Annotated in this window: 20 protein-coding genes; 8 read left to right on the forward strand and 12 right to left on the reverse strand. The window is 55.7% G+C overall.

Annotated elements, in window-relative coordinates; genetic code table 11:
* Window positions 1–69: 69 nt before the first annotated feature.
* On the reverse strand, window positions 70–291 hold the full coding sequence (locus ABD971_RS27790) for a BON domain-containing protein (RefSeq protein WP_339937479.1): 222 nt from the start codon (window positions 289–291) through the stop codon (window positions 70–72).
* A 677-nt stretch (window positions 292–968) separates the two neighbouring features.
* Between ABD971_RS27790 and ABD971_RS27795 the strand changes: the two genes are divergently transcribed.
* The gene (locus ABD971_RS27795; RefSeq protein WP_345327027.1) at window positions 969–2,549 is read left to right on the forward strand and encodes a diguanylate cyclase; all 1,581 of its coding nucleotides are present in this window, start codon (window positions 969–971) and stop codon (window positions 2,547–2,549) included.
* Between the two features lie 111 nt (window positions 2,550–2,660).
* On the opposite strand, the gene ABD971_RS27800 is transcribed toward ABD971_RS27795, so the two are convergent.
* Entirely contained in the window at window positions 2,661–2,972 is a 312-nt protein-coding gene (locus tag ABD971_RS27800) for a hypothetical protein (RefSeq protein WP_339937482.1), read from the reverse strand.
* 579 nt (window positions 2,973–3,551) lie between these two features.
* Here ABD971_RS27800 and rho point away from each other — a divergent pair.
* Window positions 3,552–4,910, forward strand: coding sequence for a transcription termination factor Rho (gene rho / locus ABD971_RS27805; protein ID WP_339937484.1), 1,359 nt, complete (start codon window positions 3,552–3,554; stop codon window positions 4,908–4,910).
* 5 nt (window positions 4,911–4,915) lie between these two features.
* The gene (locus ABD971_RS27810; RefSeq protein WP_345327028.1) at window positions 4,916–5,881 is read left to right on the forward strand and encodes an RluA family pseudouridine synthase; all 966 of its coding nucleotides are present in this window, start codon (window positions 4,916–4,918) and stop codon (window positions 5,879–5,881) included.
* A gap of 291 nt (window positions 5,882–6,172) precedes the next feature.
* Here the strand turns inward: ABD971_RS27810 and ABD971_RS27815 are convergent, their stop codons facing one another.
* From ABD971_RS27815 to ABD971_RS27860, 10 genes are all read right to left on the reverse strand, one after another.
* A complete protein-coding gene (locus ABD971_RS27815; RefSeq protein WP_345327029.1) occupies window positions 6,173–7,765 on the reverse strand; it encodes an aldehyde dehydrogenase (NADP(+)) in 1,593 nt (530 codons plus the stop codon).
* Window positions 7,766–7,876: 111 nt separating this feature from the next.
* A complete protein-coding gene (locus ABD971_RS27820) occupies window positions 7,877–8,734 on the reverse strand; it encodes a fumarylacetoacetate hydrolase family protein (RefSeq protein WP_345327030.1) in 858 nt (285 codons plus the stop codon).
* 101 nt (window positions 8,735–8,835) lie between these two features.
* Window positions 8,836–10,119 carry a dihydroorotase gene (locus tag ABD971_RS27825; protein ID WP_339937492.1) on the reverse strand — a complete coding sequence of 428 codons (1,284 nt, stop codon included), beginning with the start codon at window positions 10,117–10,119 and terminating at the stop codon, window positions 8,836–8,838.
* Window positions 10,112–11,113: an aspartate carbamoyltransferase catalytic subunit gene (locus tag ABD971_RS27830; RefSeq protein ID WP_339937648.1), complete on the reverse strand. Its 1,002-nt coding sequence runs from the start codon at window positions 11,111–11,113 to the stop codon at window positions 10,112–10,114. The genes ABD971_RS27825 and ABD971_RS27830 overlap by 8 nt, the downstream gene beginning before the upstream one ends.
* A gap of 374 nt (window positions 11,114–11,487) precedes the next feature.
* Window positions 11,488–11,910: a DUF423 domain-containing protein gene (locus ABD971_RS27835; RefSeq protein WP_345327031.1), complete on the reverse strand. Its 423-nt coding sequence runs from the start codon at window positions 11,908–11,910 to the stop codon at window positions 11,488–11,490.
* The gene (locus ABD971_RS27840; RefSeq protein ID WP_339937496.1) at window positions 11,907–12,359 is read right to left on the reverse strand and encodes a response regulator transcription factor; all 453 of its coding nucleotides are present in this window, start codon (window positions 12,357–12,359) and stop codon (window positions 11,907–11,909) included. The genes ABD971_RS27835 and ABD971_RS27840 overlap by 4 nt, the downstream gene beginning before the upstream one ends.
* Window positions 12,360–12,768: 409 nt before the next feature.
* Entirely contained in the window at window positions 12,769–13,692 is a 924-nt protein-coding gene (locus tag ABD971_RS27845; RefSeq protein ID WP_345327032.1) for an alpha/beta hydrolase, read from the reverse strand.
* Between the two features lie 193 nt (window positions 13,693–13,885).
* Window positions 13,886–14,833: a malate dehydrogenase gene (mdh, locus tag ABD971_RS27850; protein WP_345327033.1), complete on the reverse strand. Its 948-nt coding sequence runs from the start codon at window positions 14,831–14,833 to the stop codon at window positions 13,886–13,888.
* Between the two features lie 200 nt (window positions 14,834–15,033).
* On the reverse strand, window positions 15,034–16,521 hold the full coding sequence (locus tag ABD971_RS27855; protein WP_345327034.1) for a hypothetical protein: 1,488 nt from the start codon (window positions 16,519–16,521) through the stop codon (window positions 15,034–15,036).
* Window positions 16,505–18,040: a hypothetical protein gene (locus ABD971_RS27860; RefSeq protein ID WP_345327035.1), complete on the reverse strand. Its 1,536-nt coding sequence runs from the start codon at window positions 18,038–18,040 to the stop codon at window positions 16,505–16,507. Before ABD971_RS27860 ends, ABD971_RS27855 begins: the two co-directional genes overlap by 17 nt.
* A 207-nt stretch (window positions 18,041–18,247) precedes the next feature.
* On the opposite strand from ABD971_RS27860, the gene ABD971_RS27865 reads away from it, so the two are divergent.
* From ABD971_RS27865 to ABD971_RS27885, 5 genes are all read left to right on the forward strand, one after another.
* Window positions 18,248–21,319: a tetratricopeptide repeat protein gene (locus tag ABD971_RS27865; RefSeq protein WP_345327036.1), complete on the forward strand. Its 3,072-nt coding sequence runs from the start codon at window positions 18,248–18,250 to the stop codon at window positions 21,317–21,319.
* Window positions 21,320–21,450: 131 nt separating this feature from the next.
* A complete protein-coding gene (locus ABD971_RS27870) occupies window positions 21,451–22,482 on the forward strand; it encodes a tetratricopeptide repeat protein (protein ID WP_339937506.1) in 1,032 nt (343 codons plus the stop codon).
* 273 nt (window positions 22,483–22,755) lie between these two features.
* A complete protein-coding gene (locus ABD971_RS27875) occupies window positions 22,756–23,595 on the forward strand; it encodes a MotA/TolQ/ExbB proton channel family protein (RefSeq protein WP_345327037.1) in 840 nt (279 codons plus the stop codon).
* A complete protein-coding gene (locus ABD971_RS27880) occupies window positions 23,596–24,033 on the forward strand; it encodes an ExbD/TolR family protein (protein WP_339937511.1) in 438 nt (145 codons plus the stop codon). It abuts the gene before it with no gap.
* Window positions 24,030–24,503, forward strand: coding sequence for an ExbD/TolR family protein (locus tag ABD971_RS27885; RefSeq protein ID WP_339937513.1), 474 nt, complete (start codon window positions 24,030–24,032; stop codon window positions 24,501–24,503). Before ABD971_RS27880 ends, ABD971_RS27885 begins: the two co-directional genes overlap by 4 nt.
* Window position 24,504: the final 1 nt, after the last annotated feature.

Here is a 24,504-nt window from a genome sequence, read left to right on the forward strand (position 1 = left end):
TTTCGTGTCGTGACAGAATCGAAATTCAAACATCACGGCATCCTTTCAAGAAGGACCTCCTGGGTGACGTCAACCGCTGACACGGACCGTATTGTTCACCCGCAACGCGCCCGCCACGACCCGCACCGTCTCTTGAGCGAGTTGCTTGTGATAGAAACTGCGAACCAGCCCGCTGAGCTTCAATTCGCTTCCACTCTCATCCACTCGCAACTGACGTAACTCGGCAACCGAACTTTTGGCAAGCACGGCATTGGCGGCGATGGCGATGTCCTGACTAGGGCGTTGAATCATAGTGTGCTCCCAGAAAATGTTGCGAAGGGCAGCGGCTCACTAAAATCGAGTGAGCTTGGCCGCATGGGGTGAACGAGGACCATCGCAAGCGAATGCTACATCGGTAGGACAGGTTGCTCAAAACGTGATTGGCTAGCATTGCGAAAGACGCGGTGTGAGCGAAGGTTGGCAAGCAGAGCGATGGGAGTTCAATCAAATATCACACATTTCCTGATTTTTGCCTATGCGAATCCACTCCGAATTCCTAAAGGTTTGTCGAGCACTAGGCAATAAATATGCATTGCTAGCAAAGACGGAAATTTTCAAGAAAGTATCAAGTCGGCGTTGTGCAGATGTCTGCGATACGTGTGGATCGGCCCTGCGGAGAAATGCGATCGCAACCGGGGCGTTCTTACCCTGACCGTCACAATCGCGACGACCGTTCGCACCGGCACTGTCGCAGCGGCAAGCGTTTTGAAAGTAGAGGGGTTTTGAGCGGGAATTCAGTGTGGGGCAATCGGAATGACCTATATCCCCATGGGCGAGATTTCAATCTCGCAATCCTCGCCCTTGCCCTGCCGGCGCCGGCATCAGTGTCCACGCGACGAATCCACTTCGATGAGCATATCGCGTTTGAGATACCTTGCTGAGCAAACCGGGCTGAGCAAACTGCATCCCTGTTACCAATGGTCCTCACCATGTTTCTTGACTTAGCAATCGCATTGAGTTGTGCCGGCGTAGGCGTCGCGTGCGGGTGGGTGATGAACGGAATTGGCTGGGGTGTCGACTTTGACGAATTCGATGATGAGTTGACGCTGATTGAACGGTCGGAACTCGAGCAAGTCAAAGCGGAATACGAGCGACTTGCCACAGCGGCGGACCGACTGCGTGAATACGCCACCACGATGGCGATGGACGTCGACAAACACCAGAGCAGCGTTCAGGCGGTCAGTGACGTCCTGTCCTCGGAAACGACCTATTCCGCGGACGAACTTGGCGATGCGGTCAATCGTTTGATCGAAGCGAACGAGACGATGCAAACCAAATTGAAATCGGCTCAAGATCGAATTTCCGAACAGGCCGACCAACTTGAATCGGCCGAACGTCGGGCTCAGACCGATGCGTTGACACGGGTGTCAAACCGTGGTGCCTTTGACGAACATCTAGCGCGGCGTCACATCTTGGGTCCCGGCCGCGCCGGCACACTGATGCTGTTGGACGTGGATCATTTCAAGAAATTCAACGACGAACACGGCCACCGCGCCGGCGACGAGGTGTTGAAGGTGGTCGCCAACATGTTGCACGCGAGGTTGAAATCCTATGGGATTGTCGCGCGGTTCGGAGGTGAAGAATTCGCCGCGATTATTGACGGCTACACGGTCGAGGAATCCAAACGGATCGTCGAATCGGCGCGTGCGGCGATCGGGCAACACATTGTCGAATTCGAGGGCAAAGAGCTTGCCGTGACCGCCAGTATCGGATTGGCCGAACTGCTCGAAGAGGAGTCGATTGAGCAGTGGATTGAACGCGCCGACGCGGCGATGTACCACTCGAAGAAGCACGGACGTAACTGTGGACATTCGATGAACGGAACCACACCGGAACTGATCACACTGGGGACGGAATCCGCGTTGATTCCAGACATCGACGAGCCACCCACGGTCACCGCCAGACCGAAGAAACAAGCCGCAGTGAAATCCAATCCGTCCACGGCAGAACCGAACCGCGGTGCATTCTCGAGCCTGCCAACACGTTCCGCACTGAACGCGGCGATGGGGGACATGCAAGAACGTTCGAAATCGATTGGGTTACCCACACAAATCATGAAGCTGCATGTGACCGGGACTCCCGCAGCGGGCGCCATGCGAACGCTGCTACAAATCGTGCGAGCGACCCTGCGAAGTGTCGATCGCATCGGAGCCGACGATGCAACCACGCTGCTTGTTTGCATGCCGGGGATTGACGACGACGACGCTCAAGAACGTGTCAAACAAATCCATTCGTCGGCCGCCTCGCTACAATTCGGCGACGCCAAACCTGCCGATTCACCCCAACTTGAGATTACGATCATTGCGGTCGAGACCGACGAGTCGCTGGACGAGGCGTTTGCGCGAACCGCAAGCGAATCGGCCCCTCCAGCAGAACCAGCCTCAGCAGCAGAACCAGCCTCAGCAGCAGAATCAGCCTCAGCTGCAGAATCTACTGCAACTCCTGCGGCCGCACCGTTGGCGGTGCCGCTGGATCCCCTACCAACCGAAACGGCGCGTTCAGAAGCCTAGTTCCGCAACCCCGCTCGGCAACCCCGTCGCGGCAACCCCTGTCGCGGATTGCGTCATGCGGAAGAGGGAGGGTCACTTCGTGAATGTCCCAGCCAATGTCCCGAAACAGGATCAAAACGCAAAATACTTGCATTTTGACCTCGCATTGCCATTGGCGTCGTGAACGACGAGATTTATTAATTTTACAGGGGGCAACGCTGCAAAAATCGCTGATTTTACGGCGAACCAGGGGATCAAGCTGCTATTGACTTCCCTGATTTCATGTATATATTTGAGAGCGTTATGAAGGTCGGCGCTAAGTTTGCTGCCCACCTCTCCCAAAGGACGCTTGATCACGTCCCTCTTAGTAGCACGCTTGAGGAAAAAGCCGCTACGCTCGCCAGGCAGAATGACGGCTTGAGGATTAAGAGGACGGTTGATCAAACACATGTTACCGAGGTTGCTTGCCGCTTTCGCATCGCGATGGCCGCCTCAATACACAACACTTCGTTTTGAAATCACGATTGGTCTCTCAATCGCACGTCCCCCTAATTTACTACTGAATGGATTTTAAGTCGTACACGACAATCTGCGATTCGGCTGAGATTTCCGGCTAGCTCAGGTTTGGCGAAAACGCGTTGGTCGAAAAACGCGTGCTGCGGAAACCGCACCGTCGCTGGGCTCGCCTCAGGCACGAATCACTGGACTGTTCGTTTTGACCCTTTCTTAACGAGCGATCCGGCGATCGCTTACCGAACCCATCATTTAATTGTTTCGCCTCTCCAGGGCATGTCACCGCCGTACTCCTGGTAGGCTTTTTCCCTTTGAATTCGTGCGGTGTTTCTTCGATTTCCCGCTTTTAAGCGGAGCGCTGCGGCGACCCTTGTGGGGACGCCTTCACGCGAGCCTCGCACTCAAATTCCGATTTGATGCGTCTGAACTCCGCGGAGGTTCCCGCTTAGCGAGTATGTAACTCGCATCACGCTGACTTGGCGTCTCACTTAAAACGCATCTGGATCAAAAATGGCAAAAAAGAAACGGACCAGTCGCAGCCGAAGCGGTTCCGGAAACGGACCCTCAGGTTCGTATGGCAACAGCGGCAATAACAACAATAGCGGCAACGGAAAACCGCGCGTGCGACGACGTCGACGCGGCGGGGGTGGCGGCGGAGGCGGCGGCCAAGGGGATCGCGGCGGTCAAGGCGGCGGACAGGGCAATGGCGAACCTGCGGATATCCCCAGCGATGCGCCGCTCGAAGAAAGCGTTGGTATCCTCGAACTGCACCCCAACGGCTACGGTTTCCTAAGGAGCACCGAGAACAACTACTCACGCGAACGCAGCGATCCGTTTGTTCCCGGCACCATGATTGAAAAGTTTGGGCTTCGCCAAGGCGTTTACCTGAAGGCCATGGTCCAACAGGCACGCCGACAACAGGGCCCCCGGGTGCGTGAGATTGTCGACGTGGATGGCATGGCACCGGAGGCTTATCTCGAAGTCAAAAACTTTGACTCACTGACCGCGATCAACCCCGAGCAGTGGCTACGACTGGAATCCGGCCGCAAACCGCTAACCAATCGCGTCATCGACTTGTTGGCGCCAATGGGCAAGGGGCAACGAGCCCTGATCGTTGCACCTCCACGCAGCGGTAAAACCGTGATGCTGCAAGACATCGCAACGGGAATCACGCAAAACCATCCCGAAGTCAAATTGATTGTCTTGTTGGTCGACGAACGCCCCGAAGAAGTCACGGACATGCGTCGCAATGTGCTCGGTGGCGAGGTCGTTGCAAGCAGCTTGGACATGGACGTCGAAAGCCATGTTCGCTTAAGCCAATTGGTAATCGACCGCGCGAAACGACTCGCCGAAATGGGCCAGGACGTCTTCTTGATGCTCGACTCGATCACGCGACTGGCTCGCGCGTTCAACAAATGGGTTGGACGTGGCGGCCGTGGCGGTGCGACGATGACCGGCGGTTTGGACATCAAAGCGATGGACATTCCCAAGAAACTGTTCGCCACCGCGCGGGCCTTCCAAGAAGGCGGCTCGCTAACGATTATTGGCACCGCGCTTGTCGACACCAATAGCCGCATGGACGAAGCGATCTTCCAAGAGTTCAAGGGAACGGGCAACATGGAATTGGTGCTCGATCGCCGATTGGCGGATCGCCGTGTGTGGCCATCGATCGACATCAGCCAAAGTGGAACTCGACGCGAAGAATTGCTTCACGACGAAGAGACCTACGAGGCCGTCACGATGTTGCGACGGACGCTTAGCAGCATGCATCCGGTCGACGCGATGGAACAGTTGACCAAGCAGCTTGGCCGATTCGACAGCAACGATGAATTCATCAAGCTGATCAGCGGCGCCAAAACGTCGCTCTAGCTTTCATGAAAAGCTTTGTTGTCGACCCACTGCCGGGCAGCATCCCTTACGAGAACCGCCGCTCGATTCGAGTCAAAGCAAAGTTTTCGGGGATGAAGTTCATCGACTTCCTCGGCGAATATCACCCTCCGACGCCACGCGATGCGTGGCTCGGGTGGATCAACGCGGGTGAGATTCTAATCGACTCGTTTCCCGTTCGCGCCGAACGAATCGTACGCGAGGGAGACCACTTTACCCATGTCATGAGCGATGTGGTGGAACCCGATGTCAATTCGGCGATCACGATCCTTCACGAGGATGATTCGATCATCGCGGTCGACAAACCGGCACCGCTGCCGATTCACCCCAGCGGCCGATTCCACCGCAACACGCTGTCGTGGATGCTCGAGCGATATTACGACGGTGAAAAACTCCGCGTCGCGCATCGGCTCGATGCCAATACAACGGGCGTCGCGGTGCTGTGCCGAACCGCCGCAGCAGCCGGCTTTGTGCAGCCTCAATTTGAACGACGCGAAGTCAAGAAACTGTACCTTGCTCGCGTGTCGGGCACGGTCCCTTGGGACGAACACCGCTGCGATCTCTCGATCGCCCATGCCTCGGACGTGATGAAGCGACGGCTGTCGGTCGGAGCTCGCGTCACATGCGCCAGCGGCCAAGAAGCTCGCACCGATTTCAAAGTGATCCAGCGATTACCCGACAACACCACTCTGGTGCAAGCGATTCCCCTGACCGGTCGAACGAACCAAATTCGCGTCCACTGCTGGTCGCTGGGCTTTCCCATTCTCGGGGACTTGCTGTATCTGCAAGACAAACAAATTGGCGAACAACAAACGCACACGATGACCGATCCACCGATGTGCCTGCACGCTCACCAATTGACATTCTGCCACCCGGAGCACCAAACACCGGTGACCTACCAAAGCCCAGCACCGAAGTGGTGGGGCAACATCGCGAACAGCGTAGCAAAGTAAATTGGACTCGCGTTAATCTTAGTCGCGATCTCTGTTAGACGTTTGGGCCAACGCTGTAAAGCATTTTCCGGTAGCTACCTTCGTCAGAAGGTGGCGATTCGCGTTAGCCGGTAACCATCCCCGCTGTCGCGAGCGTCGCCACTAAACGCCAATGCGCCCAAGCGGCTAACATAAGAGCGGTGACGGGGAAACAAACCAGCAGCCACCTTCGTCGCTGGCGAGAGGTGACTGCAGTCGTGGCCGGAAGAAAAATTTACGCCGCACTCCGATGCCAACGGCGAAGTTTGCGAGCTACACGCTGCCTTGCGTCCATGTGCCATTGATGTTGCGCCATGTTTCCGCTGTCGGTGGTGCATCCTGCAACAGCGACGGCAGCCGTGACTCTCGCACGTTGTCATACGACGTCAACTTGGCAAAACGAATCAACGACGCAGGCACTCCGACAGCGGTAAAGCCGGGATGGCCTGTTGCCGGATAGGGGCCACCGTGGTTCATTGCCGGGCTGACCGCGACGCCGGTTGGCATCTTGTCGTTCAACACTCGCCCCACTTTCGGCGTTAATTCAAACGCGATCTTTTCATAGACCGCTTCATCGCTTTGGTCGGTTGCGGAATAGACACAGCCGGTCAAATTGCCCTCGAGATGCGAGATCACCTGAGTCATTTCGTCCAAATCTTTTGCCACCACCATCAGCGACGCGTTACCAAACGCTTCGGTCTGGAAACCTTCGGGGTTCCCCAAAAAGGCGTCACCATCAACACGAAGTAGCGTGTTGGCATAGGCACAACGCCCCGACTCGGGCTCTCCTCCGCCCGTCAACAACTCGGCCCCGAAATCACAAAGCGTTTTCACGCTTTGCGACAAACTTTTTGAGACGGCGGGCGATAGCAGGGTGCCCGCTGCCGTGGATGCAAAGGATTCTTTCACAGCGCCGATAAACTTTTCCGATGACTCATCGGCCATCAACAATACCATGCCCGGGTTGGTACAAAATTGCCCGGTCCCCATCAAGACGCTGGTCACGAAGTCGTTGGTGATTTCGTCGCCACGCTGCTGCAGCGCGGCGGGAGTCATAACAACGGGATTGACACTCGAGAGTTCCAAATAGATTGGCTTGCCGGCTGCGTCGGCCGCGGCTTTTAGCTTCAAACCAGCTGCACGGCTGCCGGTATAACCGGTGGCACCGACACGTGGATCCGAAACCAAACGCTCGCCATCGGCGTGGCTGGTGCGATAGACCAACTGCACGGTCGATGGCGGCAACCCCGTTTGCTCAAGCGACTGTAGCGCCAGATCGGCGAACAAGCGAGTCGTCTCGGGGTGCGAACTATTCGCCTTGCCTATCACAGGATTACCGGCAGCGATCGCGGCAGCGAAATCGCCTCCCGAAACACTACCAAAGGCGAAGGGAAAGTTATTGGGTCCAAACACGACAATCGGGCCGAGAGCTTCGTAACAGGATCGAATCCCCGCTTTAGTGTCGATCGTTGCCATTGCCCAATTACCACTGCGACACGCAGCAGCAGCGGCACGCAATTGATTGCTGGTTCGCGGCAACTCGACATCAGCCAAACGCGGACTGCGGCCAAGCCCTGTTTCGGCAAACGCGGCGTCAACCAACGCGTCTTTTGCTGCATCGATCTTGTCGGCATAGACCTCTAGAAACTCTGCGATCTTTGCCTTGGGAAGCTTGCGCAGTTCGCGTGCCGCGTCGACAGCCGCATCCAGCGCCGCGTCGCAATCCGACCAATCGCTGACCGGAAACTCTGCCGCTAAGACTTCGTTTTTGTTTGGATCGGTTGCCTGAAAGGTCTTGCTAAAGTCGGCATCACGCCAGACACCACCGATCAGTACTTGACGTGCAGTTGAAGTCGCTACGGACATGGAAACACCTAATTGAGTTAATAAGAATGGAAGTTTCGACTCTCGCGTCACCGCCAGCGACTCGGGGCGAGCACCGCAGCAACACGATCGAGAAGCAGGGGTCACAAAAGACTAGTGACCTTGAACAATGGGATTGGAAAGCGTTCCGATTCCATCGATGGTAATGTGAACTTGATCGCCAACTTGAAGCGTAAAGTCGCTTGACGGAATGATGCCTGTCCCGGTCATTAAAAATGCACCGTTGGGAAAATCGTTATCGCGAGCGAGCCACTGCACAAGGTCCTCAAATCCGCGAGCCATTTCCGCGGCCGAGGTTTGCTGATCAAACACAACCTTCGAATCGCGAACGATTTTCAAGTCGATCCCGATTTCCGAATTTGGGGGCAGCGAGTCGAACAGCGTGATCCAGGGGCCGAGTCCCGCACATTGGTTGTAGCATTTCGCTTGCGGCAAATAGAGTGGATTCTCGCCTTCGATATCCCGGGAACTCATGTCGTTACCGATCGTCAACCCAACGATCTTCATTTGCGGACTGAGCACCAGCGTGACTTCGGGTTCAGGCACATTCCAGGTCGCATCCTCGCGGATCCGCAGCGGCTGCATGTGGCCGCTGACGCGGTGCGGCGTCGCCTTAAAAAACAACTCGGGTCGGTCGGCTTTGTAGACGCGGTCGTAACAGGATGCCGCCGCCTCAGACTCTTCCATCCGGGCCGCTTGGCTCCGCTTGTAGGTCACCCCGGCGGCCCATACTTCCTGAGCATCGATCGGCGGCAACCAAGAGACCGAATCATCGATCGCAATCGGCGCGTCGGCAGCGAGCGACATCGCTGCAGCGATCGGTTCATCCGCAGCGATAATATCGGCGAGCGACTGGATTGGCCCTTGGGTTTGCAGGGGAACCAATTGGCCATTGTCCACGCGAGCGATTCGAGGCGAGCCCGAAGCATCAATATATTTTGCGATTTTCATACCGCTAAGGATAACGAAAACCAATTCGCCGCGGGAGCCATCACCCCGAGTAGAACCGCCGTAGAAAAAGCGGAAATCTCCGGAACTTCGACGAACCGCCTTTATGCTTGAAAGCGAATCACGCCGCCGACGATCGTGTGCGTTACTCGCGCCGACAATTCTTGGCCATCGAGCGGGCTGCTGATGCAGTTCGAGCGGAATTGCGAGGCATCCACTTGCCATGTCGCGTTGGGGTCGATGATCACGACGTCACCAAGCGAACCGACCGCCAAGGAGCCGCCAGCGATCGATGCAATCCGTGCAGGTGCAGTCGACAGCCGATCAATCGCCTGGGGCCACGTCAAAATTCCGTTTTCGATCATAAATTTTGAAACGGCCGAAAGCGTCGTTTCGAGTGTCGCGGCGCCAAACGGGGCCAAGTCGAGGTCGTTCATCTTCTTTTCACGACTGCGTGGACGATGACCGCTTTGGATCGCATCGATCGTGCCATCGGCCACCGCTTCGCGAAGCGTTTCGACGTGGCGGCGACTGCGCAACGGGGGATGTACCTTGAATCGCGAGTCAAACGAACGCAGCTCACTGTCCAACAGACAGAGATTGTGCGGACACACCGATGCTGTCACTGCGATCTTGCGTGACTTCACGCGGCGAATCATATCGACCGCCCCCATCGTACTGACCGGGCCGACATGCAATCGCCCCGACGTCGCTTCGGCCAACCGCACATCGCGTGCGACCGCCAAATCCTCGGCTTCGGTAGGCAACCCTTTTAACCCCAGCGTTAATGAGACCTGTCCCTCGTGCATCACCCCGTTCTCGGCGAGCTCGGGAATCTCGGGGATGTCAAAAATGACTCGGTTGAGCATCCGGCAATAGTCGAGCGATCGCTTCAGCAGTGCATCGCTTGCGATCGGTCGCGGAGCGTCACTAAACGCGACCGCGCCGGCTTCGGCCAACAAGCCCAACTCGGCCATCTGCTCGCCTTCGCGTTGCCGGCTGAGACACCCGATCACGTGCACACGAACGCCATTGGCGCGAGACGCCTTTTGACGCACAAATTCCACGGCACCGGGCGAATCGATCACAGGCTCGGTGTTCGCGGTACAGAGAATCGAGGTAAAGCCACCCGCCAACGCTGCATCGCTGCCGGATTGAATCGTCTCGTCTTCCTCGTTGCCGGGTTCACGCAACTCGACCCCGAGGTCGACCAAGCCGGGCGCCACGATGCAACCACTCGCATCCACGCGTTGGCAATCTGCCGGGATCTCTGCATCGCTGGGGTCAATCGCGGCAACCAAGCCACCGCGAATCAGCAAACGTGCCTGGCGATCCACCCCTTGGCTGGGGTCAATCAACCGCCCATTTTCAATCAGCAAATCAGACATAGTGGATAGGTTCAGCTTGTGTCGTTGAGTTTGAAGCGTCTTTGGCCCCCGAAAGTAACCACAACGCAGCCATCCGCACTGCGATGCCGTTGGTGACTTGCTCGAGAATGACCGAGTGCGGCCCGTCAGCAACCTCCGGTGTAATCTCGACGCCACGGTTAATGGGCCCGGGTGCCATGATCAGAATGTCGTCTTTGGCTCGTCGCATGCGAGCCCCGTTCATCGCGTACAATGCCGCGTATTCGTGAACGCTTGGGAAGGGACGCGCCTTTTGACGCTCGAATTGAATTCGCAACAAGTTCAACACGTCACAGCGATGCAGGATCGCATCCAAATTGTGCGCCACCTCGAACCCAAGCTCTTGCCATCGCGGACTAACCAACGTCGGCGGTCCACAGATAATCACGTGAGCCCCGAGCTTGCTGAGCCCCCAAATGTTGCTACGCGCCGTGCGGCTGTGAGAGATGTCGCCGACCAACGCGACGGTCAATCCATCGAGACGTCCACGGTGTTGGCGGATCGTCAACATGTCAAGCAGCCCCTGCGTCGGATGCTCGTGCGGCCCATCGCCTGCGTTGATCACACAACAGCGTAGTTCGCGCGCGAGCAGATGCGGGGTGCCGGGTGTCACGTGCCGCGTGCAAACCCAATCGACCCCCATCGCTTCGATCGTTTTCGCAGTATCGACGAAGGTTTCTCCCTTGGCGACACTGCTGCCACCGCTGCTGAATTCAACCGTATCGGCCCCAAGCCGTTTGGCCGCCAGCGAGAAACTATTGCGAGTCCGAGTGCTATTCTCGAAAAACAGGTTCGCAAGCGTTTTCCCCGTCAACAGCGAGAGCTTGTTGCGGCAACCGCCAGTCAGCTCTTTCAGCTTTTGAGCGGTATCTAAGAGGATCTGGATTTCGTCGGCCGATAGACTCTCTAAATCAAGCAAATGACGCCGGTGCCAGTTTTCTGGAAACGCTAAGTCGATTGCATCCGCCTTGGACATCGTTTCGATCTTCATACAGTGAAGGAAATTCAGAAAGGATCGTGGCGTCACGTTACGAGATTTATCGCTTTTCCGCGAGCACCCTGGCGCAAGTTTTTTCTAATTCGACCATCGGATTAGCGGCCCGATTTCAGCCCAGTTTCAGAACCGGCTGTCATGCCAGCGACACGTCATCTGAACAGCGACCGCAACGTGAGCCACCCGGTTGTTGAGCAAAAAAACCGTTCGCAATTTACCGGACGGATTGCGCCGCACCGCTAAAAAAGCCACCCGGTTAGGTCGAAAGCGTGGCATTGAACTGGCGCTGGGCCGCTAAAGAACAGGGTGATCGTGACCGCACCCCTTGGCGAGTTTCGCCAGCTTAAAAATTGGCCTTAGCGGCCCGGATCATTGCGGCTCTTTGCCAAACCGACCAACGATACCCAGCCGGCAATCCAAAGCAGTCCGCCAATCGGGGTAACTGCCCCCAACCAGGGTTTGTTCAGGGCCACAAGCAGATAAAGACTGCCGCTGAAAAACAGAATCCCCAGCAACATCATCCAGGCTGCCGCGCGGCGAACACGGTCCGAGCCGAAGGGAACAACGGCGATCACAAGCAGCACGACCGCGTGCACGAGGTGATAGCGAGCCCCCACATCAAACTGATCGCTCCGCCTGGCGATCGTTTCTGCATCCAACCCACGCGATTGCAGAAAGTCCGCCAATCCATGAGCGCCAAAGGCACCGATCAACACGGCAAGTGCACCGCAAATCGCAGCGGTAACCAAAATCCGCTTTTGCAGTGCAGTATCAATCACGACTCGAGCAACTTATTAACGGCTTTGATCAAACGATCCATCGGGAACGGTTTGCGGATATAGTCGCTCACACCAAGCAGTTCCGCATAGGCCTTGTGGCGACTTCCTTCGTTGCCGGTAATCATGATCACGGGCAAGGGAACATCACGGATGCGACGCAGCTTTTCAAGCACCAAAAAACCGCTGCGTTTGGGCATCATCATGTCCAAGATCATCAGATCGGGGTTTTCTCGCTCGGCAAGTGCAAGCCCTTGATTCCCATCGCGAGCAATGATGACTTCATGACCTTCGCCCTCGAGGGCATAGCGAACCGATTCGATGATTTCATGATCGTCATCCACGATCAAAATCCGCTTGCCGCCGGAAGAATCGGCTGAGGAGGGTGCAAGGTCTTTTGCAGAATCGGGACTCTTCTCGACGGCATCGTCGCTGCTGTTCTCGCGGGTCATCGTTTCTCGTTCAGGCAAAGCGGAATCAAGCGAAAAAACTGTCTACGGGGGAGGGACGCGTCAGCATAGCGTACCAGATGGCGAAGCAACACATCCGGAAGCGCAAAGGTGGGGCAAAATCAATTTGAGGGGGGGGGTGACGGCAATCGGCGAGGCAGGGCGGCCCGGCGAACGACAAGGTCGGGTGGGTTACGACGGGCGAGCTAAATCGGGTGAGCTAAGTCGGGCGGGCTAAATTGATTACGCTACAAACGCCCCCACGGCTCGATTCGATCCCACTCCACTCGACTCGTCTTGGAGCGACAACCGAAATCCGTGCGCGACACTTTGCACAGCGTCACACATATTGCCAATGAAAGCAATACGACGCAAATCAAAGACCAGCGGGACGAGCGTAAGCCGAATGGGCTCAGTTGGACGAGAACTGAGTGGGCGAGGATGCCCAGCGATCGCTCGAACTGCTGCCGCTAGTGCCTGAGACGACCTTATCCATGATCCACTGGTTAATATCCGCCAGGGCGACGGTATTCATCTCGTCATCATCACAATACTGGCGAATTTCGAGCTGAGCACGAATCATCATGGCACGACGCATATCCTCGTCGAGCTCGGACGAATCAAAGAGAGAGTTTTCGGTCGCCCACTGCCAAAGCATTGGCAATCGCCGCTCGCGCAAGTCCGACAAATTGGACAACGCCCGACAACCGCTTGGCATCCGGCCGCCGAGAGAGACGACACCCGCAAATCGTTTCGGATCACGAAGTGCAATTCGCATCGCCATAGCGCCACCACTCTGATAGCCCGCTAAAACGATCCGTGATGCGTTCACCGAAAAACGTTCGCTCGCCTCATCAATTGCTTGCATTACGTTTTCGTAAGCAGTCTGGATGGCACCGGGACGGGTCCGCCATTCGTAGCGATGTCCGGAGGAATCGGTCGCACAGCTGGCGCGAACGCCCACGCCGACATAATTCCGCAAACTGATGTGCGGCATTACTTGCGTGATTTGGTTCTCGTTGAACCCATCGTTATGCAGCCATATCAGCAGCGGATAGGCATAATTAGCTTCGTAATGCAGTGGCAAGAAAAACGCAGTTCGCGCTCCGACGCCCTTGAATTGGTCAAATGGGTTAGGGAACCCGTCGACCAAATTCGCGTCGGACACCGAATCGTGCCACGAGTAATCTTGAAGAAAGCTATCGGAGTTTCCGGCAAAATTCAGACCGGATTCTTCTTCGGGCGGCCCCAAAGATTCTTGAGTTGGTGTGTTGTCGTGAGGGGCTTCATTCGATTGGGATGTCCCCCAATTTGCCGATGAAAAATAACGACTCATAACCAACCGAATGTTAGAGGAAGGCCCCGCCTAAGGTTCTCTGAAGATTCAATGGCAGGTGAAAAACACGTGCCAAAAAATCAATTCAGCCAACGATACAGACGCGTTTGATGGATGTCATAAACCTACGCGTAATCGCTCGCCGATGTCAACGCTGAAGCGGTTGCTTCAGCGAAAGAACTTGCAAGTTCCGTTACGACGATAGCAATTGTTCCATCGTTGCAACCAACCCTTTGACCGCGTCGACGCTGTTTTGGAAATCCGCTTTTTCGGAGTCGGTCAAATCGAGTTCGATGATCTTTTCGACTCCGCCGCTTCCCATCACCACAGGGACACCGACGTAGTAGCCACCGACCCCATATTCGGAATCACACAGTGCGGCACAAGGGATAACACGCTTCTTGTCACGAACGACCGCTTCGACCATTTGCGCACAAGCAGCGGCCGGTGCGTAGTAGGCGCTGCCGGTTTTCAACAGCGAAACAATCTCGGCTCCGCCCTTGCGGGTGCGTTCGACGATTTCATCCAATCGTGCGCGATCGATCAATTGAGTGACGGGGATACCGCCGACGCTGGTGCAGCTTGGGATCGGAACCATCGTGTCACCATGGCCGCCCATCAACAGAGCGCTGATGTCTTCGATGCTGACGCCCAACTCCATTGCCAAGAAGGTACGGTAACGAGCGGTATCCAAAACGCCCGCTTGGCCAACCACTTTGGCCTTGTCAAATCCGGTGACTTTCCACATCTGTTGCACCATCGCGTCAAGCGGATTGCTGACGACGATGACAACCGCATTGGGGCTGGTGGCCTTAATCTGTTCGCCGACCGAGGTGATGATTTTTGCATTGGTGTTGAGCAAATCATCACGACTCATCCCTGGTTTGCGAGGAATACCTGCAGTCACCACGATGACATCGCTATTAGCAGCGTCATCATAGCTTGTGGTACCGACGATGTTGGAATCGAATCCCATGATCGGTGACGCTTGCATCAAGTCCAGCGCTTTTCCACGCGGCATGTCTTCGGTCTGGGGAATGTCCAACAGAACGATGTCACCTAACTCTGCAGCAGCACACCAATGAGCACAGGTGGCTCCGACGTTTCCGGCTCCGATGACGGTAATTTTTGCTCGGCGCATTTGTTTCGCTCGCGGGGAAAGTATTGGGAAGTTGTGTGAGAGGGCGAAATGGGAATCGCTTTCTCATTTCGATGATTTTCTAAGGCGTTATCCTCTCGCAAGCGAGCCGTGGGTCAAGTAGACGCTCGCTAGATTTCTGGCGATCAAACACAAATTGGGTTGGTGGATCAGAAGCCCGGTGGATCTTCAGCTGGGCGGATCTACTGTGGCAACCGCAACTCATCAGCCTCGCGTTCTTTGCGTTGGCGTTGCACTTCACGATCACGGCGTCCGGTGACGACATTCCAAAACAAAATCGCCAACATGCCCACCCCCACCGCCACCGCCGCGATCCAGCCAAAGATGCTCACGCCGACAGGGTCCGCTTCGGTCGGTTCACGATTGATCATATCGGCGCCGATCAACAGCGGTCCAAACTGATCTCCGCCACCGAACCGCTGCATGTACGCCGTCGGATAACTCCACAAGCGAAAGAAAAACGCGTCCGCAGCAACAAGCACCGTCAAATCGGCCACGATCGCCTCCGATTTTCCCTCGGCTCGCAGTTTGTTTTGCAAAAACGTCGGCAGCGTTTTAAACACCAACGAGATCGGATATCGGTTTTGAAACACCGGTCCGTCGCCCGCCGCATCACGCCCCGAATCAATCTGGACTTTGACGTTACCGAGGTCGCCCATCGCATCGACTTGATAATAATGATCCGCCCCCAACTGTTTTATGCGGGCCGGCTCGGTCACGGAAATTCGCGTCACTTGAACGACTTCGACCTCCATTCGCAGCCAATCCGCAGTAAACGCCTCAGGCGTCTTCAGCAACGCAATCGGCTCGACCGGCTTGGCTGCGACACGCTCGGCAGCGGGCAATTTCGCGATCCGATCCGCCGCGGCCAGCATCGAGTAAAACAATTCGGTATCGTCGCTGGAAAGCGGTTGCCGGTTACGTGAGGCGACTCCGGAAAGCTCGCCCAAGCTAACACCCTGTTGGGCGAGTAGCTGCCAGCCGACCTTCTCGGGATTCGCCGGAAACCACTGCAGCGGCAGTGCCGCGATGGCTTCGACCACGTTGCCGTCGCCTCCGCTGTCTGGCTTCGTTTCGACAACAACGCCTAACGCAGCGATCTGGTCACCGCTGCGAACTGTCGCGGGAAGCCCCGACGTAATCACTTCGACCGCGCGGCGTTCACCCTGTTCCCCCGTTTCAACGGTCACCAGATCGAGTTGCCGCATTTCTAAGAATTCGACCAATCGGGCTGGCACTTTCAGCGACTGAACCTTCACAACCGCCCCCTCGAATGCGACAACTTGCCCTAGCCCAATCGCAGGCCCACGGAGCGAGCTGGGGGTTTCGCTGGAGAGCGATTTCTCTATAGAGCTGCGATTAAGCCGATTGATTCGGTAGATCAGCTTCGCCAACTCGCCAATCGATTCGTCGTCATCAGCAGGATAAAGCTGCTCGATTCGCGGCGAATCAAAACCGGCTGCCTGTAACAGTTCTGACTGGGCGTCGAGCGATCGAGGGAACAGCCCCGCGGACAACACCCCCACGATTCCCCAGACCCACAACCACTTTCCCAAGCGATCAATTTTGGTAGCGTCCTCGACGTTAGTAGCGGTGTGGCGCCAGCCGCCCGGTCGCAGCGTGATCGACGACTCTTCTTGAAAAACAATCTTGTCAGGGGGTTGTGTCATTGTGATTCTCTGGTTGGGACGACTCGACGTCTGCATCCGCCTCTGGCAGGGATGGATCGCCATGTTGCGGTGCTAATTGTTCGAGAAACGATGCAGGTTGGCGTTCTTTGGCATGTCGCAGCTCGCGACTTTGTCTTGCCGACACTGCGGTCCGCCACATCGCAAACGCGGCCAATCCGACGCCAAGTAGAACCGCAAACACGATCATCCCCCACAGCGAACGCGAGACTCCATCGTCAGAGACGAGCGAACTTGATTGCGACGCGGATTCCGTTTCAGCGTCGGGAGGCAACGTCAAAATCCGCCCGACAATCACAGGCGTGGAATCGGCTCCGACACTGGATCGATACGCCAATCGCTTTAGAAAGCGACCGGTGATCCATAGCACAGGAGCTTCCTCGATATCCGTTTCTTCGGTCCCCACATTCTCGGAGGCCCAATTTGCAATCGACTCGGGAACCTCGTCAACGACGGCCAAGAGGGGGCGATCGGCGCCGTCGACCGGCCGCAGCCAAAGATGCCAATAGTGAGCGATCTCATATTCATTGGAGGTCGCCGTATGTCGCTCGACGCGTGCCGGACGACCGGCAAATGCAACGACATGGTTCAAATAGACGTCGGGCTGCTGCATCAACGGCAACACACCAACTTGCGGCACCGCGGGGGCAGCGGCGGTTTGCACATTCTTCGTTTTTTGTGCTTCGGATGTCTCGTTGCCGTTGGAATCAGCCGCCCCCAAGCCTGCCAAATCGTTTTCAAAGCCAAATCGGGCCTCGTCCAAGTAGCGGTACAATGCGTCACGATCGCGAGACTGCCACACGCCCGACGAGGCAACACGGGATGCCGCGGCCGCGTCGAGTGCTTGGATCAACGCCTGAATCTTGACCCTCGTTTCCCCACTCGGATCGTCCCCATTCGGATCGTCCCCAATCGGATCGGCATACTCCGCGCTAAGCCCCGAGGGGTCCGATGCCACTTGTTCGATCAATTCGCTCCAACCTTGACGTGAGGGATCTGCCTCGGACTCATTTTGGGAATTTTGATCCGCTTGCCATTCGAGTTGCGAGAGTTTGACCGTCCATCCGGTATCGAGCACGGTGAATTGCGGAATCTCTTGATGACGACGAATCCGCAGCAGCGTGGCGAGCCAAAGCTGCTGATCCTCCGGTGGAACGAGTGACACGATCGCGCGCGCGTCCGAGACAATTTTGGGATTGGGATCGACGTTGCGGTGATGCGGCACCGTGTCGGCTGCCGCATCCCCCCCAGCGAGTAGTTGGACTGGCTGAGCGGCCGCATAAATCTGACGTGTCGCCTCGCTGACGCGTCCCTGTTGCCCCGACGCACCTCCGAAGAAGGGTTCGTAAACACGCGGTTTAGCGGATTGTCGCATGACGACCAGCACCAAGGCCAAACCGAGTCCGAGTCGGATCAAGCGTCGGTAGTTCTGAACCGTTGCGCCGCGCCGTCGATGACGACCATAAAGGCTATCTTCGTTAAATTGAGAAGGGATTTTCATCGGATATGTCCTTGAATCGCTGGACAAGCTTGAAGGAGCGACTCGGGAGCTTTAATCTAGGATGGGGGGAAGTTTGGCGAACAATAGCACATCGTGACGGCGTCAATGAGCTAGAATAGCGTTTAAAACCCCTGCTCGCCTTACCCTTATCCTGTCAACTCATCCTCCCTGGCAGCAAACATTCAATCTAACCCGCACTCGGTCGCCATGCTCGTATTCTATTCGCGGAATTGCTTATCACGGAAGGCATTTTGCCATCGAGCCGTTCGTTTCACGATTTATGTCTTAGCAATATCACTGTCGATATCAGGCACTTGCGGTTCGCTGGCGTTGGCCGAGGGCGAACCCGCCGAAGACTTTCTCAAACGGCTCCGCGCGGCTGGCTACTACGATACCGCATTGGCGTATTTAGACCGGCTCGACCAATACCCTGGCGTGGACGGATCGCTCAAGGATGCGGTCTCGCTCGAAAAGGCACAGACCTATATTGAAGCCGGCGTCAATGCGCGATCGGCGACCGAGCGGGACGAGTTTTTCGTCAAAGCAGAATCGTCGATCGCCGACTTCCTAAAAAAGGATTCTCATCCGCGGGCGCCCGAAGCACGGTTGCAGTTGGGGAAGTTGCAATTAGTGCGTGCCAACACGCTGATGATGCTCGATCCCGATGATGACAAGAAGAAAGCGGCGCGGGAATCGTATCTCAACGCCGCAAAAACGTTTGACACGATCGTCGAAAACCTGCGTACCCAATTAAAGGAGATGCAGGGAGAGAAGATCAACGCCGACGAAAATCCAAAATTGGCCGAACAGCGAACGCAGTATCGCGCCGATTTTCTTGAAGCCAAACTTAACGCCGGAGATGCTCGTCGTTTGGCCGCGACCACCTTTGCAAATCCCGCCAAAGATGGAAAGAAGCTGCTCGACGAAGCGATCACTCAGTTTAAAGATTTGGCCGACAATTACGGCGGCTATGTGACCGGGGCGATCGCCATTTTGCATCTTGGACAAACGCAGCAATTGCTCGGACAAAACGATGCGGCGTTGGATAGTTTTTTGCAGTTCCTAGAACAACCCGATGCCGATCCGCTTCGCGAAGGCCGCTTTGAAGCGACCAGTGCGCTGACCCAAATCTGGCTGGCAAAATCGCCGCCCGACTACAATCCCGCCATCGAACGGGGCCAGGGGTTACTGGACACGGTTCGCCCTAACGAAAAACGCCTCCCTGCAGCACTACATTTAAAACTCGAACTCGCCAAAGCCTATCTTGCCAAATCCAAAGACACCAAGGGGCAAAAGAAAACGGACATCAAACGGGCCGAGTCTGCGGGTCGTCAATTGCTGATCGAGATCGAAAAGCTGCCGGGCACCCATGCCGAAGAATCGACGAAATTGCTGGCAGAAATGGGCGTGGATTTAACCCCCACTGAACTGCCGAAAGCGGACGATCCCGAAAACCTCGAAGAAGCCTTCGCGGCCTCGCGAGAACTGTACCAACTGAGCGAAGATCTACGCCAAGCGTTGGAGTTACTGAAGCAGCAAAAAAAGGACGATGCGGAACACAAAAAGCAGATCGAAAGTCTTGAGAAACAACTTGCCGACACACGTTACCTGGCGATTGAAACGCTGCGTCTCGGCATGACGATGATCAACCGTGGTGCTGACCTGACCACGCTGAACCAAGCCAAACATTTTTACGCGGTCCTGTTGTATCAAGTCGATCGGTTTCGCGACGCCGCGGTGGTGGGTGATAATTTAGCACGCACTTCGCCGGGAACCGAGGTCGGATTGAAGGGCGGTTTGGTGGCACTCAGTGCGTTGCAGAAACTGCTCGTCGAAGTTCCGCAGGACGAAAACACCAACTTGATCGCTCAGCTGAAATCGATTGGCGATTTCCTCACTGTGACCTGGCCCGATGATCCCGAAGCCGCAGCAGCGCAAGGCATCATGATTCGGTTGGCACTGCAAAAAGACCAATGGGATCAAGCTCAATCGTTGGTTTCAAAAATGCCCCAAGGCCCTGAACGCGCTAGTTTCGAGCGTTTAATGGGGCAACTGCTTTGGAATCAATCGATTGTCGCTCGTCAAGAAAAGAACGATGCGTTAGCTGATAAATTGCTAGGGGACGCCGAAAAAGAATTGATCAAGGGATTGTCGGGAATCAAAGGCGGGCTGATTGAACCCGAGGGGCTGCGAGCCGCATTGGTTTTGGCCAAAGTCTACTTGCGAAAAGGCGACGATGCCAAAGCGTTGGCGACGCTCGACCATAAAACCTATGGTCCGGTCAAGTTGATCAGCAAGATTGCGGACGACGACGACGCATTGCGAGGCGATCTGTTTGCCACAGAATTGACCACGATTGTGCAGCGGATGACCAGCGACGGGACCGATCCAACCGCACTGCTAAAACGCGCCACGGCGGTTATGGACAAACTTCGCCAAACCTACAAAGGCGACGACGGCCAAAAACGTTTGCAGTCCATCTACATCGGCATGGCACGCAGTTTGAAAGATGAACTGGAAACCGCCAACGCCGCCAAAAAAGACAAGTTGATCGATGCGTTTCGTGTCTTTCTAACCCAGATCGCAGAAACCACCAAAGATCCTGCGACGTTGCAGTGGATCGTGCAAACGTTGGTTCAATTGGGCGAAGCCGCGATGCCCGAGGCTGAGACCAAAGCGACTGGACGCGCAAAAGAATTGTTGGCGACGGCGATCAAAACATACGAGCAACTCAAGGCTCAAAACCCGGACGTGTCACTTTCGGTTCAGTTCCAACTAGCCCGCGCCTACCGTTTGGTCGGTCAATACAAGAATTCGCTCGATGTGCTTGAACAGATTTTGCTCGAAAAACCGACCATGCTGGACGCTCAAGTCGAAGCCGCGACAGCGTACGAAACGTGGGCTGGCGAGCTGCCGGACAAATTTGCGCCCAAGGCGTATCAAACCGCACTCAATGGCGGACGTCCCGGTCCCAACAAACAGAACACCATCTGGGGTTGGGGCAAGATCAGCAAGCTGACCAACGGCAATGAACAATTCAAAGAAATTTTCTTTGATGCTCGCTATCACATCGCGCTGTCGCGTTTCCTGTGGGGGCGACGCGCCAAAGACACCTCGATCATGAAACGGGCGATCACGGACATCACTCAAGTCGCGGGGATCTATCCCGAACTGGGTAGCCCCGCGCAACGTGCAAAGTTTGACGCGTTGCTTCGCCAAATTCAGAAAGAGGTGGGAGACCCGGTGAAAGGACTTCCACCGCTGCCACCAGCCGGTTAAGTCGGATCCGCCATCCCGCTGCACCGATGGTGTTGGCACAGTGTATCGCAGCCCTACCGTGCAGACAAAAAACCTTTTCGATAACCAATCTCATCTCAACGAACTCACTTCAACGAACAGACCGAGTGAAAATGAAATACTTTAACGCCGCACTGATGTCCGCCGTCTGGATGGGTTGGGTGCTATTAGGAAATACGGTCCAAGCACAAAACGATCGGATCTATCCAAGTTCGGGTTCACCTGTGATTGGTTCGGTTGCCGAGACCAGCCCGCAAGGGATCCAAGTCAAAGTCGGAGGCAACACTCAGAACTTTGTCGCGGGTGAAATCGAAAAGATCTTGTTCGCAGGCGATTCACCTGCACTGACCAAAGGACGCGAATTTGCGTTGGACGGGCAATACGACCAAGCGATGCAAGAGTTAAAGACGGTCAACATCGGCGAACTGCCACGTGACGTGATCAAGGCGGATGCGATGTTTTACACCGCCTATTCGATGAGCCAATTGGCGATCGCGGGCAAAGGAAACAAGCAGGCAGCGAAGCAAGCGATGCTGGCGTTTGCGTCAAAGCACCGTGATTCGTGGCATTTCTTCGAAGCCGCCAAGGTGCTCGGCGATCTAGCGTTAGCGCTCGGCGACAAAGATGGAGCGCTCAAGTTCTATGGTTCGCTGCGGCAAGCCCCCACCGCGAACGCCAAGATCCAACACGTTTACCTCACCGGGATGGTGCACTTGCAGAGCGACGATGCCGACGCGGCGATTGCCGAATTCGACAAGGTTTTGGGTTTAAAAGTCGAGTCGGTGGAAGCCGCCCGCTTGCAATCGCTTTCCAAAGCAGGAAAAGCGGCGGCATTGGCCTCGAAAAAACAAGCCGACGAAGGGTTGAAATTGGTCTCAACGCTGATCAGTGAAATGAACCCAACCGATGTTGAAATGGCCGCCCGAATCTACAACGCTCAAGGCGCGATCTACGAGGCCAAAGGGGACACCGAAGGGGCGATCATGGCCTACCTGCATACGCACTTGATGTTTTCGGGCCAAAGTGATGCACATGCGGTGGCACTTTCGAAACTTGTCGAGCTTTGGCCGAAGGTTGGAAAACCTGAACGTGGCGCCGAAGCGCGTCAAGAATTGCAACAACGCTATCCCGGATTTGGCAAATAATTAAAACCGCCGATACGGTTTTTGCCGTTGCAAGCGGACCTTCGAGCCAGTTTTCTCAATCGATTCGAGTCGCTTGGAGGGTGCGAGGGTACTTTTCCCCAACTATCCTGTTCAAATGCTAGAATTCACTGGTTCCGATTTCGGGACCGCCAGAGTTCGCTTGAAAACCCAAAATAAAATCTAAACGTTCCCGCTTCTTATCCTCAGAGAGTCTCGTTGATGTTCGCTGCCTGCGGTTCCCTCCTGCATCCTGCCCGTCTCAGCACGCCCAGCATGCACACGTTTCGTTCGGTGGGTCTAGCGATCTTGGCATCGCTATTCCTTGTCACCCATGTGTCAGCTCAAGATGATGCTGCAGCAGAATTTGGGGAAGCCGAACCGGCCGCGGCGGCCCCTGCGGACGTGCCCGCCGATGGCGGCGTCGACGCCGCAGCGGACAACGGAGCGGCTCCGACGGCAAAGAAATCGAGCGATCAAAACCTGCTCGCCTGGACGATCGAAGCGCTTGGGTTGACCTATTCATTCGTCTTTTTGGTGCTCTCGATCACACTCGTTTCACTGTTTGTGATGAATGTGTTGGCCGCTCGTCGCGACACCCTCTGTCCGCATGAATTGGTCGAAGGTTTCGAAGAGAAGCTGAACGAGAAACAATTCCAAGAGGCCTACGACATGGCCAAAGCCGACGAATCGGTACTTGGCCAAGTGCTTTCCGCCGGACTTGCTCGTTTGTCGCGAGGCTACAACAAAGCACTCGAAGGGATGCAGGAAGTCGGCGAAGAGGAAAGCATGAAGCTTGAACATCGACTGAGCTACATGGCTTTGATCGGCAACTTGAGCCCGATGATTGGATTGTTTGGGACGGTACACGGGATGATCGAATCGTTCCAAGTGATCGCACTGGGCGGCGCCTCGCCGAAACCCGCCGACTTGGCAGCCGGTATTTCGACGGCACTTTTCACCACGCTGATTGGATTGGCCATCGCGATTCCTGCGATCGCAGCCTACAACGTGTTGCGGAACCGTGTCTCGCGCATGCTGTTGGAAATCGGTGTGACCAGCGAAAACTTGATGAGCCGTTTTGAGGACGTGACGCCTCAGGGGACCAAAGCTTAAATGCGAGTCAAATCCAAAAAACCTGACTTGGCCGAAGGCGATTTGACGCCGATGATCGACATGACATTTCAGTTGATCGCGTTCTTTATGGTGCTGATCAATTTCGCACAAACCGAAGCCAATGATCGCGTCGTGTTGCCGAACAGCCAGCTGGTTAAACCGCCCGAAGTGCCGCTCGAATTTCCCATCATCCTGCATGTGGCGATGGATGGTGAAATTGTGCTTGGCGGCGACGACTACACCGTGGAAACACTGCGAGTCGGTCTACTCCGCGAACTGACGGTGATCGAATCCGAAGGCAAATCCGCTGACGATGCCAACGTCGTCATCCGAGCTCACAAAGATACCGCTGCTGGCGATGTGCAGGAGGTGATCCGAGTGGCGCAAGAACAGAAACTCGTCAACTTTGCGCTGCGAGTGAAGGAAGACAATCGATGAAAATTCGCAATCAACACGCGAACGAGAAAAACGAACTCAACATGACCAGCATGATTGACATCGTCTTTCTGTTGCTGGTTTTCTTCGTGATGACCTTTAAAGTCGTGGAAATGGAAGGCGACTTCAGCGTGCGGATGCCGCTGGGGGATAGCCAAGGTGCTGCGGATCCGACCGACCTCGGATTGAAACTGCGGTTGCGAGCCGATTCGCAGGGCCGACTCGCTTCGATGGCATTGAACGATTCGGACTTGGGCACCGATTACGACGCACTGCGAGCTCGCATCGTTTCTCAAATCGGTTCGGCGACGCCGACCGAAGAGGACGAGGGGCCTGAACTTGAAATCGATACCGATTACAACTTACGCTACGAAAATGTCATCCGAGCCATCACCGCGGTAAGCGGCTACAAAGATGGCAACGAAGTTGTCAAACTGATCGAAAAGATTAAGTTTGCCAAACCGCGTCGCTAGC

The sequence above is a fragment of the Novipirellula rosea genome (genome assembly GCF_039541335.1).
GTDB classification, from domain to species: domain Bacteria; phylum Planctomycetota; class Planctomycetia; order Pirellulales; family Pirellulaceae; genus Novipirellula; species Novipirellula rosea.